Raw genomic sequence first — 18181 nt, forward strand, 5'->3', positions numbered from 1 at the left:
TGGAAACAACGAATCAATGCTGATAATGCATGGCCGCGGCGATCAGAAGCCGGAACGGCAGCGCGAGCAGCACTGCGCCGGCAACGCCGAGCAGCCACAGTCCAATGAACCATAAGAGGCGTGTGCTGAAGGTCGTCTTGCGATCAGAGCTTGTCTGTGACACGCTGTCCCCCGTCATCGGCTCGTCCATTCACGTGGCAATCATAGCCTGTTGCGCGCGGCAGGATTGCGACAGGTGCTGGTGTGCGATGTCGAATCGGAGCCCGGAAACAAACAACCGGATCGAGACTCATGAACGAGAAGCGAAATGCGGCGCCCGACAGCACCGCTGCGCGTGTCGCCTTGTGGCGCGCGCTGCATGTCGAGGCGGACCCGCCGCCGCATGTGCTGGAAGACACAGTGGGCCTCAAGTTGCTGGCTCCAGGCGACGACTGGCGCGGACGCGGAGACATGGACCCGCAGTTCACGCGTCCGTTTCGCGCTTCGATCGTGGCTCGTGCGCGCTTCATCGAAGATCTGGTCGTGGAACAGGCCGGGCGCGGGCTGAGTCAGTACGTGATCCTCGGCGCGGGGCTCGACAGCTTCGCGCAGCGCAGGCCGGAGATCGCGTCCCGCCTCAAGGTGTTCGAGATCGACCCGCCAGGTCCTCAGGCATGGAAGCGCCAGCGGCTGAATGAACTCGGCTACGGCGTGCCGGATTGGCTGCGCTTCGTGCCGGTCGATTTCGAAGCGGGCCGGAACTGGCGGGACGAGTTGACGGCTGCCGGCTTCGATGACAGCAAGCCGGCGATCGTGGTCTCCACGGGCGTCAGTATGTATCTCACACTGCAAGCGAACATGGCCACGCTGCGCGAGGTCGCGGCTCTCGCGCCGGGATCGACGCTTGCCATGACCTTCCTGCTCCCGCTGCATCTGGCGGACCCCGAGGTACGTCCGGGGCTCGAGATGGCGGAGAAGGGCGCGCGAGCAAGCGGGACACCTTTCATCAGCTTCTTCACTCCACCGGAGATGCTGGCGCTGGCCCATGAAGCCGGCTTTGGCGAAGCGATACACGTCCCGGCGGCCGATCTGACGCAGCGCTACTTCTCCGGCAGGACCGACGGTCTGCGCCCGCCGAACAATGCGGAGGATCTGCTCGTGGCGAGCACCTGGCCGCCGTGAGCCCATTGCCCCTTTCCAGATCGAATACCACACGTGATTGACGCGCATGTGACCAGACGCTCATTGCCGCCCAAAATCATGCATAGGGAAAATATCTATTCTGTCAAAGCTGGCCCTCGCGTACTTTCAAATTCTGCTGAATCCCAAATATCGAGCACCAACGCGGCGGAGCCGCTTCCTGTCCTTCAACAGGATCGGCGGATCGACGCGAGTGGTGCCGTGACATTCATATTCGAGCGCGCGGGACATCGTTAAAGCCTGGCGCGACTGTGGTTCTTGACCCACGCACTCTCAGGGAAACGATGACCACCGGACCTCGTAAAAGCGGTTTTCCAGCGCTTGGCGCCCTCACTTGGGGCTCCCATCTGTGTCACTTCTACGAATCGCGGAGCGAATTGCTCAGCGTCACCGCGGACTTCCTGCATGCGGGACTCGCCAATCGCGAAGCGGCCGTGTGGATCGCGCCCGCGCTGCTGGGACCCGACAAAGCCCGCTATATGCTCACGCGAACCGCGCCCGCACTCGCGGAATATATCGATGCAGGCCAATTGCAGATTCTCGACGGCGCGCAGATTTACGCCTCGCCTAAAACGGGCTTCAACGGCGGTGCCACCGTGGGCTTATGGTCGAAGGCGATCAACGACGCGCTGGGGCGAGGCTTCGAAGGATTGCGAGTGGCCGGCGACGCCGTCTGCAACGAAACCACCGACTGGGTTGCGCTGCTCGACTATGAAGCCTCGCTGAAGGAGAAGCTTGCTGCGCGGCCGATCATCGGTTTGTGCACGTACTGCGTGCAGAAGCTTCGCACTGCGCAGGCACGGGAGATCGAGCGTCTGCACGATGCGAAGATCGAGCGGCCGCGCGTCGAGGCTTCCGGGCATGCGCGCGAGCGGGCTGGCGGGCGGAGTGTGCAACGTGCCGAGCACGTCGTCACTGTTGCCGGGCGTAGCGATGAATCGGAACAGGCTTCGAGCGGCGCAACGATAGGCCACGAAATCCGCAATGCGATCACGCCGCTCGGACTGCTCGCGCGTTTGTTGAACACCCAGTACGGCCACGACGAACAGTTGACGCGATACGCCCTTCTACTCTCACGGCAGGCAAGCGTGCTCGGTCAACTGGCCCAGCAATTGATGGCGCCGGACGATGCCGGGTTCGCCGGTTCTGTTGATCCGGCGCTGGGCGCGTTGGCATGTACGTCGCGCGAAAGAGCGGTGGTGAATCGCGCGCCGGTCGATGTCGGCGATCTGCTCGCGCATTGTGTGCAGGTAGCCGAAGCGGGCGCGCCAGATCACGCGCCGATTCAGGTGACGGCCGGCGACGCACCGCTGCGGGTGCAAGGCGACTTCGGCGAGTTGACCCAGGTGTTCGTCAATCTGCTGATCAACGCGCTCAAATATTCGGCGGCTGCGGATGCGATCAAGGTGACGGCGTCCCGCGCCGGGCGTTACTGCTATATCAGCGTGAGCGACGAAGGGGCCGGCATCGCGCCGGGCGAGCTTGCAAGCATCTTCAAGCCCTACGCGCGCGGGCTTGCGGGCCACGCCTTGGGCACCAGGGGGCATGGACTCGGATTGGCGGTGGTGCGCGATATCGTCGCGAGCCATGGTGGCACCGTCGAAGCGTTTTCCGGGGGACTGGGCCGCGGCTCGGAGTTCGTGGTACGCCTGCCGCTGGCAAAGCTAGTCGCGCCAATCGCGGCGATCGCGCCCGCAGCGCACGAATGCGAAGCGGTTTGCGCCGCGCCGGTCACGCAAGGTATTGCCGTATAGCGAACGCGATGGCTTAACGCGTCGTCAGGCCATGCATGTGCGGTTGCGGCCGAGTCGCCTCAGGCCGCGGGCCGCAAGAAACGCCGGTGCGGTCACCACCAGCGCGGCGAACGCCTGGAGGGCAATGTTAAGGCTTGCCTGCAGGAGGCAAGGCTCAACCGCGACAGCCCGCTTAAACCTCGACGATCATTCGACCCGACACCAACGACCGGTTTCCGGGCACACCATGGCGGGTTCGCCATTCACGCACACTTGCTCTTTATCCGCGTGCAAAGAGGTTGAAGAGGCAATGTCGAAGGCAACGTTCAGCGTCTGCGCCACGTGCACGTCTTCGATGGGAAGCTCCCACGTCAGGAAGATTTGCGTGCAATCCTGATCCGCAGCGAAGTCGGCAGCATTGAATCCGCTGCTGCCGCGCCGGATCACCCCATGTGGCTGGCCGGTGTCGAATATCAAGGCCGTGCCGCGAGTCAGGGGAATGCGATGACCCGTGGCGGGGAAATGCACATCCAGCCCTTTGTCTTCGCTGAGAAACAGATTGCAAAAGGCCGCACCGCCATATTGCGCGCCGTCATGGTGATATCTCGCGCCACGGCAGGCCATGAGCGCGATGTCGCTGACGGCGAGCACGCCGGGCAAGCCGAGCGCAGCCGTCCATTCGGACGCTGCTCGCACGCAGCGCGTATAGTCCGGCCAGCGCACTTGCGTTCGCGCCAACGGCATGACCTCGACGTCACCGGGCTCGAGGACCATGCGCGACGACGTCTCCCTGTCCCAATCCGCAAGCACACGAGCGGGGAGCGGTGGCACGTCGAGCATGCCTGACAGCACGATGTCACTGACGCTTCGACTGCGAATGGCATCGCCACTCGAGAAATAGGAAGTCAGCAGGTCTCGCTTCGACGCTGTAGAAGATTGGCTCATCCGCAGCATTGTAAGTTACCGCCCCGCTTTGAATTGCGTTCGCACTGGCGCTTGAGGTATGCGATGTCGCGTTTCATCAGCGGCGACCCGGTGGCGATGGTCTCTTGGCCCAACAGAAAACCTCAGTTGATCGCGGAGACACAAAGCATTGCGCAGGCGATCCAATGCTTGACTGACCCATCGCGAGACCGGAGTCGCGCTGATGATTCTCACCGGTCAATCGACCAGGAACATGGCGAGACAGCCGAGTGCATTACCCGCCACGGCCAAGGTTCACCGGCGCAATCTCTACAGGAAACTGAGCATTTCCTCCCATGCAACACCCTTTCTGCTCATCATGGACGAGGACTTAGAGGCGGGCTGGAGCCTTAACGTCGCCCCGTTCTTTGTATCGCAATGTATCCGCACCGTAGCAAGGTACATAACGTTTCATCAACGGGCATTGCCGACATAAGCCAGATACGTCCACGGGGTCTAATGCTTCCAAGCCAGCCGAACTGGCCTTGCTAACCAGAACGCAAACGGGCGTTTGCGTGGAAGACATTTTCTCGAGGTGAAAGTCATGAAAGTCATTCAATCGCTTATCGTCGCCGCTGCCGTTGCTCTGCCGGCTTTGTCGTTCGCACAATCGAATCAGCCGCTCACCCGGGCGCAGGTTCGCGCGGAACTCGTGCAGTTGGAGAAGGCCGGTTACAACCCCGCGAGCGATGAGACGCAATACCCCAGGAATATCCTGGCTGCCGAAGCTCGCGTGAGTGCGCAAAACGGACCGACGGCATCGTCATACGGCTCGGCGACGGCTGGCAGCTCGGCATCGGGCTCGCGTGCGTCGGACTCAGAAGTGATCGGTCTCGGCGCGATCTACGCGAAGCCGTAACTTAAACTCGGCTTCGAGGGCGGGCGCTTCTGTCGACCACGCCTCGCGATGTTTCGTTTCAACCATTCGGTGCGTCGCGCGGGCGCACCGTTCAATTCAGCGCTGTCGCACATAAGGAGAATTAGCCATGTCTGACCAGATCAACACCCGGCGGCGTCGTCTGCTCGGGACGGCGGTTGCGGGCCTCAGCCTGATGGAACTGGGACTAAGCGGGCTTGCCAACGCACAGTCCAATAGCACGAAGGCGGGAGCGAGCGCCGCCTCGTTCGACACCGTCAAGCAGATCAACGCGGGCACGCTCAGCATGGGATACGCCGAGGCGGGCCCGCAGAACGGGCCGGTTGTGATCCTGCTGCACGGCTGGCCGTACGATATCCATGCCTTTGCCGAAGTCACGCCGTTGCTGGCAGCGGCCGGCTATCGCGTCATCGTGCCGTATCTGCGCGGCTATGGCACGACGCGGTTCCTGTCCGCGGATACGCCGCGCAACGGCCAGCAGGCGGTGGTGGCGGTCGACATCATCGCGCTGATGGATGCGTTGAAGATCGACAAGGCGATTTTCGGCGGCTTCGACTGGGGCGCGCGCACGGTGAATATCATCGCCGCGCTGTGGCCGGAACGATGCAAGGCGATGGTCTCGGTGAGCGGTTATCTGATCGGCAGCCAGGAGGCGAACCGCACGCCGTTGCCGCCGAAAGCAGAACTGGCCTGGTGGTATCAGTTCTACTTCGCGACGGAGCGCGGCGCGGCGGGTTACGACACGAATCGCCACGAGTTCAACAAGCTGATCTGGCATACGGCATCGCCGAAATGGAATTTCGACGATGCAACGTACGAGCGCTCGGCACAATCGTTCAGCAACCCTGATCATGTCGCGGTGGTGATTCACAACTATCGCTGGCGTCTGGGACTGGTGAGGGGCGAGCCGCAATACGACGATCTGGAGAAGCGCCTGGCCGCGGCGCCGACGATCGCCGTGCCGACCATCACGATGGAAGGCGACGCGAACGGCGCGCCGCATCCGGACCCGGCGGCGTACGCGAAGAAGTTCACCGGCAAGTACGCGCATCGGAACATCGGCGGCGGCGTAGGACACAATCTGCCGCAGGAAGCGCCCAAAGCATTTGCCGATGCCGTGATCGACGTCGCACGTTTCTAGCATTGCGCGCGCGGACGGCTATCGCAAAGCGTGCGCACGCAGCCAATGCATTGGCTAGCCGCGTTGCTCCGCCGCTCCAGGTTTGCCCTCGCGACCTTTACCGCTTCGCCGGTCTTCGTCACGATCATCGCGATTGTCGACGAACGGCGAATCGGTGTCGCTGCCGCCGGCGCGCAGCACAGCGCGCGCTTCTTCAGCCAGCTTTTCGTAGTGTCGTCGAAAGCGCGTCAAGTCCTTTTCCTCGAGTTCTTCCAGATCGAGCAGGGCGTTGTGAGCCCCTCCCAGTGCGCGGATCAACTCGTCGAGCTTGATCTGCATCGCGGCGGTGTCGCGGTTCTGGGTGTTCTGGATCAGGAAGACCATCAGGAACGTAACGATCGTGGTCGACGTGTTGATCACGAGTTGCCACGTATCGCTGTAGTGAAAGAGCGGGCCGGTGAGGGCCCAGACGATCACCATGGCGACGGCCAGGACAAAGGTGAGCGGCCTGCCGGTCATCGTGGAAAGGAAGCTTGCGAACTTCGAAAACCATTTGCCGCTCATCATGACCTCCGGGGGGCGGTTTGACGTGAGGCATCATCGCACAGGCGCGACCCCGCCCACGGGCATGGCTCGAAGCACGTCAGCGGCCCGCCGATTTACCCCCACACGTTCGATTCAGGATGCTGTTCGAGGTAATCCGACAGCGCCCTCAGCGCGCTGAGTGTCCGGCACCCGATCCGTGTTGATTCGCAGGAAGAGGGAATTGGCGTTCATGGGCGCCCGATCCCGTGCACGCGGCCAAAATACTCCCGACGTTTATTGCTGATACCAATTGAAGCCCACTGGTATTGCCGCCGCATTGAATGGCGCGGCGCTGCGGATAAATGGTTGTAAATCCGCATCACATTGATTCTTTTCTCCGCTGCGAAGACGGTCACATGCGCATGCATTTGACCGTCTATCGCACATCTGCTCACGCATTTCATAGCGCGACCAAGCCGCTTATCGACAGTGTTCTCCACGTTGCTTCCCACACGTCGGCGCATGCGCCGAGGCGGCGCCTATTCCGCTGATCTTTCAGCCATCGCCGCCACGCGATTCCTCAGCCAGAACCGCGCCATCAGCCAAGGGTAATTACCTACAAAAGAGTGCGCCAGGTGCAGATTTAACAAAGTTAGAATGTTTCATCTAATGCTGCATCGCAAAACGATTCGAGCGGCTTGGGGCAATTCGAGGGTCAACAATCTGCTTGCATCCCGCTGGTTTCGCATGTCTCTTGTCTGAGCAATGTGAACGTCTTAACGAAGGAGTCCAGAGTGTATTTTTCGACGCCAGAACAATTCATCTCCCTGCAAAGTGCCAATGTTGCCGTCGCCTTTTCGTTTGCGCAGCAAACATTCCAGTATTTTGAAGAGCTGGCTAAGTTGAACCTGCAGGCAGCCAGGGCCACGCTTGCGGAGAGCGAGCAGGCATGGCAGATGGCGATATCGGGTAAGACGCCGGTCGAGCTGTTTGTTCATCAGGCCAGCAACGCCAAGCCCGTCGCAGAGAAAGTACTGTCTTATAACAGTCACATGTTTGAAATCGCGAATGACGCACAAGCCGAGTTTCTGAAGATTTTCGAAGACCAGTTCGCACAATCCAACACGAAAATGCAGACGGCGTTCAACGACTTCGCGCGCAATGCGCCCGCAGGTTCCGAACTCGCGGTCACTGCGTTCAAGTCGGCGGTTTCCAGCGCGGGCGCTGCCTACGACACGATGCGCAAAGCCACTGCGCAAGCCATTGCCATGGCGCAAGCCAGTCAGTTGACGGTGCCTGCTCAGGCGCGGGCCAAATAAAGCCAGTCAGTCAACAGCAATGCTCACGCAGCCTGGCGCAAATGCGCCGGGGGCTGTTGTTTCGCTTTCCTCCAAGCAGACGGATCGGCCGATTCGGAAACGAAATGGGTATCGCATTGCTTGCCAACCCGTTTGAAGGGCGGTCCAAAGGCGCTTGATAAAGTAAGCCGGGAATGTAATGGGAAGTCACGCTTCTTATAGGAACGATCTTTCGCATATTGAAACGATAGTCACAACGCTAGAGAGATTGCTTTCAAAAGGTGATTCGATGGCCGACACGTCGGTCGTCAATGAACCGAATTATTGGCGTCAACGTATCGAGACAATACTGAACCAGCGCGAAATATCGAAGGTCGAGCGCGAGCATGCCGACGCCTTGCTCAGACGCTTGAGCGGAATCATCAAGATGCCTTAATAAGGTGGGAGAATCGGCAAACATCGAAAAGCCGCGAGCAACGCGGATCAGTCAATATAAAAGGACACGACATGACCAGTGAATCTTCTGAGAGCGGATTGCAGGTACTGACATCGCACACCCCGGGCCGTCATCGACTCGTGGTGCGCGCGGCACTTCACGGTATGCGCATTGCCGCAATCTGGCAGGTGCTATTTCCATTCTCCCGCAACGTCGAGACAGTCGCTGTCACGACGCTTCCGGGCAGCGGTTTTGAAGAGGTCACGATCGCGCTGGCTCAAGCGCAACGCGAGTTGGTGGACGCCATGATCGCGCGCTTCAAGAGCATGTCCTGGGTGACGAGCGCAACGCTTTGCTAAAGGCGTGACTTCAACGCGCCCGGCCGTTGCATGCAAATAGCCGGCTCCGGCTATTTGCACGTCAACCGCAACCCGCGCTTTATTCGAGAGCGGAAGCCGGACCAAAGAACTCATACCGGCTCTGCGACTCCGGCACGCCAATCGCCTTCAAATGCTTCTTGATGGCCTTCATGAACGCGATCGGTCCGAGGAAATAGACGTCGACGTCACGCGTCCTGGGCAGCCACGCGTCGAGATGCTTTTCGTCCAGATAGCCGATGCCGTGCGCGTCGGCATCTTCCGCGCGGCGCTGCTCATAGCAATAAAAACGTTTCAACTTCGGATGGCGCGCGGCCAGCTGGTCGACCACGTCGCGGAACGCATGCACGCCGCCGTGACGCGCCGAGTGAATGAAGTGCACGGGGCGATCGGTTTTCAGTGCGGCTTGCAGCATGGCGAGTGTGGGCGTGATGCCCACCCCGCCGCTGATCAGCACCAGCGGCTTGTCGCTGTCTTCGAGCTTGAAATCCCCCGCCGGCGCGAACAGTTCCACGGTATCGTTTTCATTGACGTGCGTGTGCAAATGGTTCGACACCTTGCCATTCGGTTCGCGCTTCACGCTGATCCGGTATTCCTCGCCGTTCGACATGGCCGAGAGCGAGTAATTACGCCGCACTTCCTCGCCGTCGATCACGAGCCGCACGCCGATATATTGCCCTGGCTGAAACGCGAGCAGCTCGCCGTTGTCGTTGGGACGCAGATAGAACGACGTGATCTCGTCGCTTTCCCTCACCTTACCAGCGACGCGAAAGAGCCGCGTGCCGCGCCAGCCGCCCGGCGCCGCTTCGCGCTCGGCGTACATTTTCTCTTCGAGGCCGCTCAGCAGATCGGCGAGTTGCTGATAGGCGGCGGCCCACGCTTCGATGACCGCGTCGGTGGCGATCTCCGCGCCGAGCACTTCGCGGATAGATCTGAGCAGGCACTGTCCAACGATCGGATAATGCTCCGGCAGGATATTCAGCGCGACGTGCTTGTTGATGATCTGCGAGACCAGCCCGCCCAACTGTTCGAGTTGATCGATGTGACGTGCGTACATCAGCACGCCGTTGGCCAGTGCGCGCTGCTGCGCGCCGCTCGCCTGATTGGCGAGATTGAACATGGGACGCACTTCGGGATGTTCGCTGATCAGCATGTCGTAGAAGTGCGTGGTCAGCGCCTCGCCCCCGCTTTCGAGAAGAGGAACGGTGGCTTTGACGATGGCGCGGTGTTCGGCGGAAAGCATGGGAAGTCCTGGTAGTTGGTGGATATCCAGTCGTGCTTCGACTGATGTGGTGATGTATCCATGTTTCGTGCCAGGTATAAAATGTAATCAAATCAACGATCTGAATTTAATGATGGTCAATTCTACCTTAGTCGAAAAGACTCCTGATGGAGTCAATCTGACTGCGAAAGCACTGCTGGACGTCCTGACACCGCTGATCCAGGATCTGTCGCGCGAACTGTCCGACCGCGAACGCTACCGCCGTCTGCTGAGCAGCCTGCGCGCGCTGTTTCCCGGCGACGCGGCCGCTCTATTGCGTCTGGAGGGCGACACGCTGGTGCCGCTCGCCATCGACGGATTGAGCAGCGATACGCTCGGACGCCGCTTTCGTGTAAGCGACCACCCGCGCTTCGAGCAGCTGTTGTCGCGGCCGGAGCCGACTCGCTTCGCCGCCGACTCCGATCTGCCGGATCCCTACGACGGCCTCGTGCAAGGCGTGGCCGGGCATCTCGAAGTGCATGACTGCCTCGGCTGTCCGCTGTTCGTGCGCGGCAGGCCGTGGGGTTTGCTCACGCTCGACGCGCTCGACCCGGCGCGCTTCGACAGTATTGACATGGCGTCGCTGCGGGCGTTTCTGGGCCTGGCCGCCGCTACCGTGAGCGTCGTCGAACGGATCGACACACTTGCGCGCAGCAGCGAGGAAGAGCGGGCGCGTGCTGAAGCCTACCGGCAGGCGAGCAGCCAGAGCCGGCGCGAGATGGTCGGTAGCAGCGACGCGCACACGCATCTGATGAAGGAAATCGAGGTGGTCGCCGGTAGCGATCTGACTGTGCTGATCACCGGTGAGACCGGCGTGGGCAAGGAACTCGTGGCCAACGCGATCCACGCGCTCTCGGCGCGGGCGAACAAGCCGCTGATCAGCCTGAACTGCGCCGCGCTGCCGGATACACTCGTCGAGAGCGAACTGTTCGGGCACGTGCGGGGCGCGTTCTCCGGCGCATCGTCGGACCGGCGCGGCAAATTCGAACTGGCCGACGGCGGCACGATTTTTCTCGACGAAGTGGGTGAGCTGCCGCTACTTGTGCAAGCCAAGCTGTTGCGGGTTTTGCAGAACGGCCAGTTGCAGCGCATCGGCTCGGACCACGAGCACAAGGTCGACGTGCGGCTGATCGCCGCAACGAATCGCGATCTGGCTGAAGAGGTTCGCGCCGGGCGGTTTCGCGCGGACTTCTACCATCGGCTCAGCGTTTATCCGTTACGCGTGCCGCCGTTGCGCGAGCGCGGCCGCGACGTGTTGTTGCTGGCGGGGTTTTTTCTCGAAGAGAATCGCTCGCGGCTCGGTCTTTTGAGTCTGCGTCTGGCGACGGATGCGCAAGCCATGCTGCTGCGTTATCCGTGGCCGGGGAACGTGCGTGAGTTGGAGCACCTGATCGGCCGAAGCGCGCTCAAGGCGCTGGCCGCAAATCGTGAGCGTCGCCGGATTCTGACGTTGACGGCCGCCGACTTTGCGCTGGCCGCCGCACCGGAAGAAGACGGGGTCCAGAAAGCGCAGGCCGAAACAACTGAGACCGGATCGAAGGATTTTCGCAGCGCGGTCACCGAGTTCGAGCGGAACACCGTTGTCGACGCGTTGGCGCGTCACAATCAGAATTGGGCGGCGGTCGCACGCGAGCTTGGTCTTGACCGCGCGAATCTGAACCGGTTGGCTAAACGGCTCGGCCTTAAATGAAGACGATCTCCATGGGATAAAAGGTAAGGCAGACGACAGCCGCGCAGCACTGCGCCGCTCGGATTCATGCTGCGGCGGCGACCGGGTCGTTGCGACCTGTGGTGATGATGGGCTGCCGCGCCGCTTTTGCCGTACGACTATTCCGATGAGAACGTTCGAACGATTCGCAGGTGTTCTCACGTGCGAATCGGAATCACTGCTTGAAGTTACTCCGCGATCGAAAAGCGCGCCGGGCGCTTTTGCGGTGCCTGGGTTGGACGCTCCACGCGCGACGTGGCGCCGCGAATAAAGAGGATTGCGCAAAAGGCCACCATGGCCCAGATGCAGAAAATTACCGTCAGAGCGCTCATGTCAATTTTCAGAGGGTGAGACTGCGATGGGTGCTGTTCGGCCGGCGGGCCGGTCAATGCGTCGTATGCGGGCCGCTGCCGTCGAACAGAAGCTCGTCGATCAGGCGCGTGGCCAGTTGCAGTTGCTGTTCGAGCGAGGCGCGCGTCGCCTCCGCGCCTGCCGCGTCGCCGCGCGCAACGGCGTCGTAGGTCTGCGTCGCGAGGCACAGCACGCTCTCCGACGCGAGGTGCAACCCCCGCATTGTTGCGGCGTCGGCGCCCGGCACCGGACTGGTCCATTCAGGCGTCGAAGCAGCCGGCAGGCCGATTTCGAACTCGTTATCTTTATCGTGGCGGGTAGACATCGTGGGCTCCTTGCGCAATGGGTACGCCAAGTGTGCGCCGGCGGGGCAGGTTCCAATCGGCCGAACAGAAGCCTGTTTTTTAGTCAATCTGCGATGATCGGAAAACCGACGTATTCCGCTGAAGAATAGGCCTTGTCGGCGCCGCCGTCCAGCGGCCGCCGCGCTTTCGCGCGCGGGCCGAATAGCCGCGCGGCGCGACCGTCGCTAGCGGGCGTCCTGCTGCAGATATTTGTGGGCGAACGCGATGGCCATGCTGCCCTCGCCGACTGCGGAAGCAACGCGTTTGACCGGGCTCAGGCGCACGTCGCCGCAGGCAAACACGCCGGGCACGCTCGATTCGAGCAGGTAGGGATCCCGGTTATGAGACCAGCGTCCGGCCTTGACGACGTCGTCGCCGGTGAGCACGTAGCCGCGCGCATCGCGGGCGATTTCTTCGGGTAACCAGCCGGTCTGCGCGTCGGCGCCGATGAACACGAACAATGCCCCGCAATCTTGCCGGCGCGCTTCCTCGCTCGACGCATCGCGCACGTCGATCGCCGTCAGATGGGTATCGCCGTACGCGCCCACGACTTCCGCCCGCAGTCGCACGGCCACGTTCGACTTGCCGCGCAGCTGCTCGATCAGATAGCGCGACATGCTCTTTTCGAGCGAATCGCCGCGCAGAACGAGCGTCACCATGCGTGCATGATTGGCAAAGTACAACGCGGCCTGGCCGGCCGAATTGCCGCCGCCGATCAGATACACGTCGAGGCCATGCGTCGCGTTCGCTTCGCTGCGCGACGCGCCGTAGTAAATACCCTTACCGATAAACCGGTCGAAGCCTTCCATCGACAAACGCCGCCACGTGACACCCGTCGCAAGAATGATGGTGCGCGTCCGGATGATGTCGCCACCGTCGAGGTGAACGCTACGCGCCTGCACATCGATCCGGTCGACTGACCGAGTCACCAGAATCTCCGCGCCGAGCCGCCTTGCCTGCTGCAGTGCGCGGCTCGCGAGTTCGTCCCCGGAGACGCCGTTAGGAAAGCCCAGATAGTTCTCTATACGCGAGGAGGTGCCGGCCTGGCCGCCGGGCGCTTCGCGCTCCAGTACGATAGTACGCAAGCCTTCCGATGCGCCGTAGACCGCCGCGGCAAGACCGGCCGGGCCGCCGCCGATGATCATCGTGTCGTATTCGGCGAGACGGGGCTGCGTTTGCAGACCGAGCAGTCCGGCAAGCTCGCGGGTCTCGGGCCGGTTCAGCACCGTGCCGTCGACCAGTCGCAGCGACGGATACTCTTCTTCCGCCGGACAGGTTCCGGGCCAACGCCTGGGCAGTTCGGGCGCGTCCGGCGTCATCCAGTCGTAGCTGATCTGGTTGCGCGCGAGGAAATGCCGCAGCGCCGTACAGGCATCGTCCCAGCGGCTGCCGACCATGGTGACGCGCGCCTTGGGCGGTTCAGCGGAAAGCCCCTGCAAGCCGCCGATGCGTTCGCGCGCGAGCGCGCCCATCTTGAGCGCCACAGCGGGCGATGCGGCCGCCAGTTCGTAATAACGCTGAGCGTCTACGCGCATGACGCGGGACGGCTCCGCCGCACGGTACGCGCCGGGAAACGGCGAACTCAGCGCAAGCGGCACTTCGCCGAAGATCGTGCCGGGCAAACGCCAGCCTAGCGTGCGCTCGATACCGTCGAACGTCTTGATCACTTCCATCTTGCCGGTGAGCACGACGTACAGTGCGCGTTCGCCGCCTTCATGTACCGCGAACTCCCCGGCGGACAGATGGAGGTCCGCGGACGTGTGCGCGAGATGGTCGAGTTCATCGTCGGAGAGGGTGGCGAAGAGCGGTACTGACCGGATGTCGTCGGTTGTCAGCATGGCTGGGTCCAGACAGGCAGGTGGAGGAGGGACGGTCTGCGGGAGTCCGAACCAGTATAGGCCGTTCGCCCGGCGACTTCATGCTTCGAGTCTGCGACGAAGCGAACGCGGCATCGCGCTCAAACGTTCGGCGATTGGGCCAATTGCGGCGAGTTGCGGTGTTCGAAATGCACGCGACAGCCATGCTGCCGTGTAGTTGGGGAGCTGCCTGTCGATCGAAGCCACGCGGTCATTCAATTAGTTCGGACTGCAGTATTACTGCGTTCCGCCTGGAGCCGGTGCCTGAGAAGCCGGACCGATTCGTGCGGATTGTCTTACCAGTTCCTGCGTCATCGCGGCGGCGACGGGGTTCGACCCGCGGTGGTCCTGGCTGGCCGGTGCGGTCTGCGTCGGCGGCGGCATTGGCAGCGACGGATCGGGTTTGGACGATTCCCTGACGAGTTGTTCCGTCATGGCAGCCGCCACGGCATTCGAACCATGCCGGGTCAGATCGCTTCGCGCGCGTGCAATCGGCTGCACGGTGTTCGCCTTCGCAGCGACAGACTCGCGCGCTTCTGCCGATGCAGGCGCGCGACCCGGCGGTTTATGTCGCGATGCCTGTGGCTGCGCGCCGTTGAGGGCAGGCCCCGCTTTGGGCGACAACGGTGCGCCCGCGATCTCTCCCGTGCTGTTCGCGGACGGCGAAGTGGCAACCACGTTGCCCGCGGTCACATGCGTGCCGTCCACGCGCGGACTAACTGGCGCCGTGGCGACGGAACTGGCCGTCAGCGCGTCCGGCGCCACTTCGGAGCGATTGCTTTTAGGGAGAAGCTGGTAAGCGATGAAGCCCACGTCCACCAGCACCAGCGCGACGACCAACGCCTTGCCTGTATTCGTCATATCCAACACCGAACCATTCGAGTGAGGTGATCGAATCATGATAATCGACCGCCAAAAAACATTTGGCGCGGCGTTTTGCAATGCGATTTATGCGGTTTTCTCCGTGCGTTTTGACACCGTTCTGACACCGCTCGACGGCCGGTCCGTCACTATCAGCTGCCCGCCGCCTCTGCGCGTTTCGTTGAGAAGTCCCCGCGCCGTGTCGAGTGAGCCGCGCGCCTTGAGCAGTACCCAAACAGGCGTGTTCACGGCATTGGGGTTTTGCCGGGTTATAACGTGACGTCATGGGCACTCAAACAATTCCGGCGTTGTGGCGAATAAATAGACTCACTATATTGGGCTCAACGATGCATGACATCGACGATATGTTCGCTCAACCGTTTCGAGGACCCCGTCGTGATCAAGAAGCCCATGTTGCGCCCGCTTGCCGCTGTTCTGATCCTCGGCGTCGCGAATCTCGCGCCCGCGTGTTTGACGCCCGCGTTTGCCGCCGCCGGCAAGATCACCTTTGTCTCGCAAGGCGGGACCTATCAGGAAGCGCAGACCAAGGCGATTCTCGACCCGGCTGCGAAGCTGCTTAACATCACGGTGAACCAGGACAGCATTCCGGACGCGTGGCCGCAGATCAAAGCCCAGGCCGCGACCGGCAAGCCGATCTGGGACGTGGTCGACACGCCGACCTCCAACTGCCTGCGCGGCGGCAAGGAAGGTCTGCTGGAAAAGCTCGACTTCTCGAAGATTCCGAATGGGGCGGCCATGCCGGAGAAATACCGCACGCCGTACTCGGTCGCGTACGAGTTCTATTCGACGGTGATCGGCTACAACAAGAAGTCGTTGAAAAAAGTGCCGCAGAGCTGGGCCGATTTCTGGAACGTGAAGGCATTCCCCGGCACGCGCGCATTGCGCAACGATCCGCAGACCGTGCTCGAAGCCGCGCTGCTCGCCGACGGTGTGCCGCGTGACAAGCTCTATCCGCTCGACGTCGACCGCGCGTTCAAAAAGCTGCAGCAGATCAAGCCGGACGTGACCGTCTGGTGGACCTCGGGCGGCCAGTCGGCGCAATTGCTGCACGACGGCGAAGTGGACATGACGATGATCTGGAACGGCCGCGCAAGCGCGGTGCGCAAGGACAACCCCGATGTCGACTTCACCTTCAACGACGGCATTCTGCAGGACACGCAACTCTGCGTGCTGAAGAATGCGCCGAACCTGCCTGAGGCGATCAAGTTCATCAACGCCGCGGTGTCGCCGGAATTGCAAGCCAACTTGCCACTTTATATCGACTACGGCCCGGGCAATCCGGCTGCATTCAAGACGGGCAAGATCGACGCGAAGCGCGCAAGCGAATTGCCGAGCTCGCCGGAGAATGCGTCGAAGCAGGCATTGATGTCGGAGGAATGGTGGGCGTCGGATGCCGGCGTCCAGGCGAAGGCGCGCTGGCTCAAGTTCATGCAGTAAGCGGCATCATCTTGCGCGCGCCAGTCGAGGCCGTTGAACACGAACGCGCCGAATTGCGCGCGCAACGCTGAGCGCTTGTCGCGCGTCCCGCACGGCTCATCGTCTGCGCATTCATTGAACGTGATCGACTATCTGATTCTCGGCGGCGGCTCGGCCGGCTGCGTGCTCGCCGCGCGCCTGTCGGAAGATGCCGGCAAGACCGTCGGCCTCGTCGAGGCCGGCCGCAATATCTCGCGAACGGATATGCCCGAGGCAGTGCGCAGCCGCTATCCCGGCCGCGCCTATCTCGACACCGCGAACATCTGGCAGCGACTGAAGGCATGCATGAGCGCCTCGGCCGCGCCGCGCCGTTACGAACAGGCGCGCCTGCTCGGCGGCGGTTCGGCGATCAATGCGCTGATGGCGAATCGCGGCGCGCCGGCCGACTACGACGAGTGGCACGCGCTCGGCGCGCACGGCTGGAACTGGAGCGCCTGCCTGCCGTACTTCCGCAAGCTCGAAACCGATTGCGACTTCGACGGTGCGCTACATGGCAAGAGCGGACCGGTTCGTATCCAGCGCGCGCCGTGGGCGCGTATCTCGCCATTCGTGCGCGCGGTGCTCGCCACGCTCGACGCACGCGGCCACCCGCGGCGTGACGACCAGAACGGCGAGTGGCAGGACGGCACGTTCATTGGATCGATCGCGGTGAGCGCAGCCGGCGAACGCATCCCGACCTCGGTCTGCTATCTCGACGACGCCGTGCGCGCTCGACCGAATCTCACGATCCGCACGCACACGCTCGTCGAGCGCATCCTGTTCGACGGCAAGCTCGTGATCGGCGCGCGCGTGATCAGCCAGGACGGCCGCAACGAAACGTTGCGCGCCAAACATGTGATCGTCTGTTCGGGCGCGATTCACAGCCCCGCGCTGCTGATGCGAAGCGGCATCGGCCCGGCAGCCGAGCTCGCCGCGCTCGGTATCGAGGTGGTGGCGGATCGAGGCGGTGTCGGCGGCAATCTGATGGAGCATCCGTCGATTGCCGTGTCGGCGTTTCTGCCGCGCGCTTCCCGCACCTTATATCCGAACGAGCATCACGAGCAGGCGATCGTGCGTTTCTCGTCGGGGGTGAGCGGGGCAGTGCCCGGAGACATGCACGGTGCGATCCTGTCGCGCTCGGGTTGGCATTCGGTCGGCCGCCGGCTCGGCACGATCTTCTTCTGGGTGAACAAGTCGTACTCGCGCGGCCGCGTGAGTCTCGCGTCGGCTGATCCGAAAGACGAACCCATCGTCGATTTCAACATGCTCGCCGACGCGCGCGATCTCGAACGGCTGAAGCTCGCGCTGCGCTTCGGCGCGCGCACACTCGCCGATCCGATGATGGCGAAGCACCGCGCGACGCTGCTGCCTTCGAGCTATTCGCCGCGTGTCGCGAGCGTGGCCGTGCCGGGCGCGTGGAACGCATTGCAACGCGGCATGCTGAGCCTGCTGCTGGACATTGCCGGACCGTTGCGCGCGTGGCTGGTGCGCAGCGTGGTCACACAAGGCGTGACGCTAAACGATTTGCTCGCCGACGATCATGCGTTGACGCGCTTCGTGACGCGTTCCGTGGGCGGCACCTGGCATCCGTCCGGAACCTGCCGCATGGGCGCGGCCGACGATCCGCTCGCTGTCTGCGACGCGCGCGGCGCGGTGTATGGCGTCAGCGGCCTCTCGGTGTGCGACGCGTCGCTGATGCCGTCCATACCGTGCGCGAACACGAATGTGCCGACCATCATGATCGCGGAGCGGATTGCGGACATGTTGCGCGGGCGTATGTGAATGTAATGCCGGGCCGCCGCGTTGCAACGCGACG

Annotated in this window: 17 protein-coding genes; 10 read left to right on the forward strand and 7 right to left on the reverse strand. The window is 62.4% G+C overall.

Features of this window, described 5'->3' with window-relative positions; genetic code table 11:
* Positions 1 to 13: 13 nt before the first annotated feature.
* Entirely contained in the window at positions 14 to 190 is a 177-nt protein-coding gene (locus tag B0G82_RS39860; RefSeq protein ID WP_158608203.1) for a hypothetical protein, read from the reverse strand.
* A gap of 101 nt (positions 191 to 291) precedes the next feature.
* Here B0G82_RS39860 and B0G82_RS29465 point away from each other — a divergent pair, with 101 nt between their 5' ends.
* Entirely contained in the window at positions 292 to 1161 is an 870-nt protein-coding gene (locus B0G82_RS29465) for a class I SAM-dependent methyltransferase (protein WP_116147597.1), read from the forward strand.
* Positions 1162 to 1463: 302 nt separating this feature from the next.
* On the forward strand, positions 1464 to 2933 hold the full coding sequence (locus B0G82_RS29470) for an MEDS domain-containing protein (RefSeq protein ID WP_121309916.1): 1470 nt from the start codon (positions 1464 to 1466) through the stop codon (positions 2931 to 2933).
* 186 nt (positions 2934 to 3119) lie between these two features.
* Here the strand turns inward: B0G82_RS29470 and B0G82_RS29475 are convergent, their stop codons facing one another.
* Positions 3120 to 3866, reverse strand: coding sequence for a hypothetical protein (locus B0G82_RS29475; protein ID WP_121309917.1), 747 nt, complete (start codon positions 3864 to 3866; stop codon positions 3120 to 3122).
* 553 nt (positions 3867 to 4419) lie between these two features.
* Between B0G82_RS29475 and B0G82_RS29485 the strand changes: the two genes are divergently transcribed.
* Positions 4420 to 4734, forward strand: coding sequence for a DUF4148 domain-containing protein (locus B0G82_RS29485; protein WP_116147601.1), 315 nt, complete (start codon positions 4420 to 4422; stop codon positions 4732 to 4734).
* Between the two features lie 127 nt (positions 4735 to 4861).
* Positions 4862 to 5893 (forward strand): alpha/beta hydrolase, encoded by a 1032-nt coding sequence (locus B0G82_RS29490; protein WP_121309919.1) that lies wholly within the window; start codon positions 4862 to 4864, stop codon positions 5891 to 5893.
* A gap of 54 nt (positions 5894 to 5947) precedes the next feature.
* On the opposite strand, the gene B0G82_RS29495 is transcribed toward B0G82_RS29490, so the two are convergent.
* The gene (locus tag B0G82_RS29495; RefSeq protein WP_199730218.1) at positions 5948 to 6436 is read right to left on the reverse strand and encodes a low affinity iron permease family protein; all 489 of its coding nucleotides are present in this window, start codon (positions 6434 to 6436) and stop codon (positions 5948 to 5950) included.
* A 755-nt stretch (positions 6437 to 7191) separates the two neighbouring features.
* Here B0G82_RS29495 and B0G82_RS29500 point away from each other — a divergent pair.
* From B0G82_RS29500 to B0G82_RS29505, 3 genes are all read left to right on the forward strand, one after another.
* A complete protein-coding gene (locus B0G82_RS29500) occupies positions 7192 to 7716 on the forward strand; it encodes a phasin family protein (protein WP_121309921.1) in 525 nt (174 codons plus the stop codon).
* A gap of 268 nt (positions 7717 to 7984) precedes the next feature.
* On the forward strand, positions 7985 to 8131 hold the full coding sequence (locus B0G82_RS39865) for a hypothetical protein (RefSeq protein ID WP_158608205.1): 147 nt from the start codon (positions 7985 to 7987) through the stop codon (positions 8129 to 8131).
* A gap of 71 nt (positions 8132 to 8202) precedes the next feature.
* The gene (locus B0G82_RS29505) at positions 8203 to 8490 is read left to right on the forward strand and encodes a hypothetical protein (protein WP_116147605.1); all 288 of its coding nucleotides are present in this window, start codon (positions 8203 to 8205) and stop codon (positions 8488 to 8490) included.
* Between the two features lie 79 nt (positions 8491 to 8569).
* Here B0G82_RS29505 and hmpA read toward each other — a convergent pair whose 3' ends face one another.
* The gene (gene hmpA / locus B0G82_RS29510; RefSeq protein WP_121309922.1) at positions 8570 to 9751 is read right to left on the reverse strand and encodes an NO-inducible flavohemoprotein; all 1182 of its coding nucleotides are present in this window, start codon (positions 9749 to 9751) and stop codon (positions 8570 to 8572) included.
* 112 nt (positions 9752 to 9863) lie between these two features.
* On the opposite strand from hmpA, the gene norR reads away from it, so the two are divergent.
* Positions 9864 to 11459, forward strand: coding sequence for a nitric oxide reductase transcriptional regulator NorR (gene norR, locus B0G82_RS29515; RefSeq protein WP_121309923.1), 1596 nt, complete (start codon positions 9864 to 9866; stop codon positions 11457 to 11459).
* Positions 11460 to 11862: 403 nt separating this feature from the next.
* Here the strand turns inward: norR and B0G82_RS29520 are convergent, their stop codons facing one another.
* From B0G82_RS29520 to B0G82_RS29530, 3 genes are all read right to left on the reverse strand, one after another.
* Positions 11863 to 12153 (reverse strand): hypothetical protein, encoded by a 291-nt coding sequence (locus B0G82_RS29520; protein ID WP_106283196.1) that lies wholly within the window; start codon positions 12151 to 12153, stop codon positions 11863 to 11865.
* Positions 12154 to 12357: 204 nt separating this feature from the next.
* Positions 12358 to 14010, reverse strand: coding sequence for a cyclic nucleotide-binding domain-containing thioredoxin-disulfide reductase (locus B0G82_RS29525; protein ID WP_121309924.1), 1653 nt, complete (start codon positions 14008 to 14010; stop codon positions 12358 to 12360).
* Between the two features lie 255 nt (positions 14011 to 14265).
* Positions 14266 to 14889 carry a hypothetical protein gene (locus B0G82_RS29530; protein WP_241974880.1) on the reverse strand — a complete coding sequence of 208 codons (624 nt, stop codon included), beginning with the start codon at positions 14887 to 14889 and terminating at the stop codon, positions 14266 to 14268.
* A gap of 396 nt (positions 14890 to 15285) precedes the next feature.
* Between B0G82_RS29530 and B0G82_RS29535 the strand changes: the two genes are divergently transcribed.
* Positions 15286 to 16347 carry an ABC transporter substrate-binding protein gene (locus tag B0G82_RS29535; protein ID WP_181916944.1) on the forward strand — a complete coding sequence of 354 codons (1062 nt, stop codon included), beginning with the start codon at positions 15286 to 15288 and terminating at the stop codon, positions 16345 to 16347.
* Positions 16348 to 16467: 120 nt separating this feature from the next.
* Complete coding sequence (locus B0G82_RS29540) at positions 16468 to 18147, forward strand: GMC family oxidoreductase N-terminal domain-containing protein (protein WP_121310922.1); 1680 nt, start codon at positions 16468 to 16470, stop codon at positions 18145 to 18147.
* The last annotated feature ends 34 nt before the right edge of the window (positions 18148 to 18181 follow it).

Origin of the sequence: Paraburkholderia sp. BL17N1, assembly GCF_003634175.1 — a bacterium.
In the GTDB taxonomy this organism is placed as follows: Bacteria; Pseudomonadota; Gammaproteobacteria; order Burkholderiales; family Burkholderiaceae; genus Paraburkholderia.

Coding starts and splice junctions, on each gene's coding strand:
- B0G82_RS39860 (WP_158608203.1), bottom strand. CDS start 190: ATGGACGAGCCGATGACGGGGGACAGCGTGTCACAGACAAGCTCTGAT.
- B0G82_RS29465 (WP_116147597.1), top strand. CDS start 292: ATGAACGAGAAGCGAAATGCGGCGCCCGACAGCACCGCTGCGCGTGTC.
- B0G82_RS29470 (WP_121309916.1), top strand. CDS start 1,464: ATGACCACCGGACCTCGTAAAAGCGGTTTTCCAGCGCTTGGCGCCCTC.
- B0G82_RS29475 (WP_121309917.1), bottom strand. CDS start 3,866: ATGCTGCGGATGAGCCAATCTTCTACAGCGTCGAAGCGAGACCTGCTG.
- B0G82_RS29485 (WP_116147601.1), top strand. CDS start 4,420: ATGAAAGTCATTCAATCGCTTATCGTCGCCGCTGCCGTTGCTCTGCCG.
- B0G82_RS29490 (WP_121309919.1), top strand. CDS start 4,862: ATGTCTGACCAGATCAACACCCGGCGGCGTCGTCTGCTCGGGACGGCG.
- B0G82_RS29495 (WP_199730218.1), bottom strand. CDS start 6,436: ATGAGCGGCAAATGGTTTTCGAAGTTCGCAAGCTTCCTTTCCACGATG.
- B0G82_RS39865 (WP_158608205.1), top strand. CDS start 7,985: ATGGCCGACACGTCGGTCGTCAATGAACCGAATTATTGGCGTCAACGT.
- B0G82_RS29505 (WP_116147605.1), top strand. CDS start 8,203: ATGACCAGTGAATCTTCTGAGAGCGGATTGCAGGTACTGACATCGCAC.
- hmpA (WP_121309922.1), bottom strand. CDS start 9,751: ATGCTTTCCGCCGAACACCGCGCCATCGTCAAAGCCACCGTTCCTCTT.
- norR (WP_121309923.1), top strand. CDS start 9,864: ATGGTCAATTCTACCTTAGTCGAAAAGACTCCTGATGGAGTCAATCTG.
- B0G82_RS29520 (WP_106283196.1), bottom strand. CDS start 12,153: ATGTCTACCCGCCACGATAAAGATAACGAGTTCGAAATCGGCCTGCCG.
- B0G82_RS29525 (WP_121309924.1), bottom strand. CDS start 14,010: ATGCTGACAACCGACGACATCCGGTCAGTACCGCTCTTCGCCACCCTC.
- B0G82_RS29530 (WP_241974880.1), bottom strand. CDS start 14,889: ATGACGAATACAGGCAAGGCGTTGGTCGTCGCGCTGGTGCTGGTGGAC.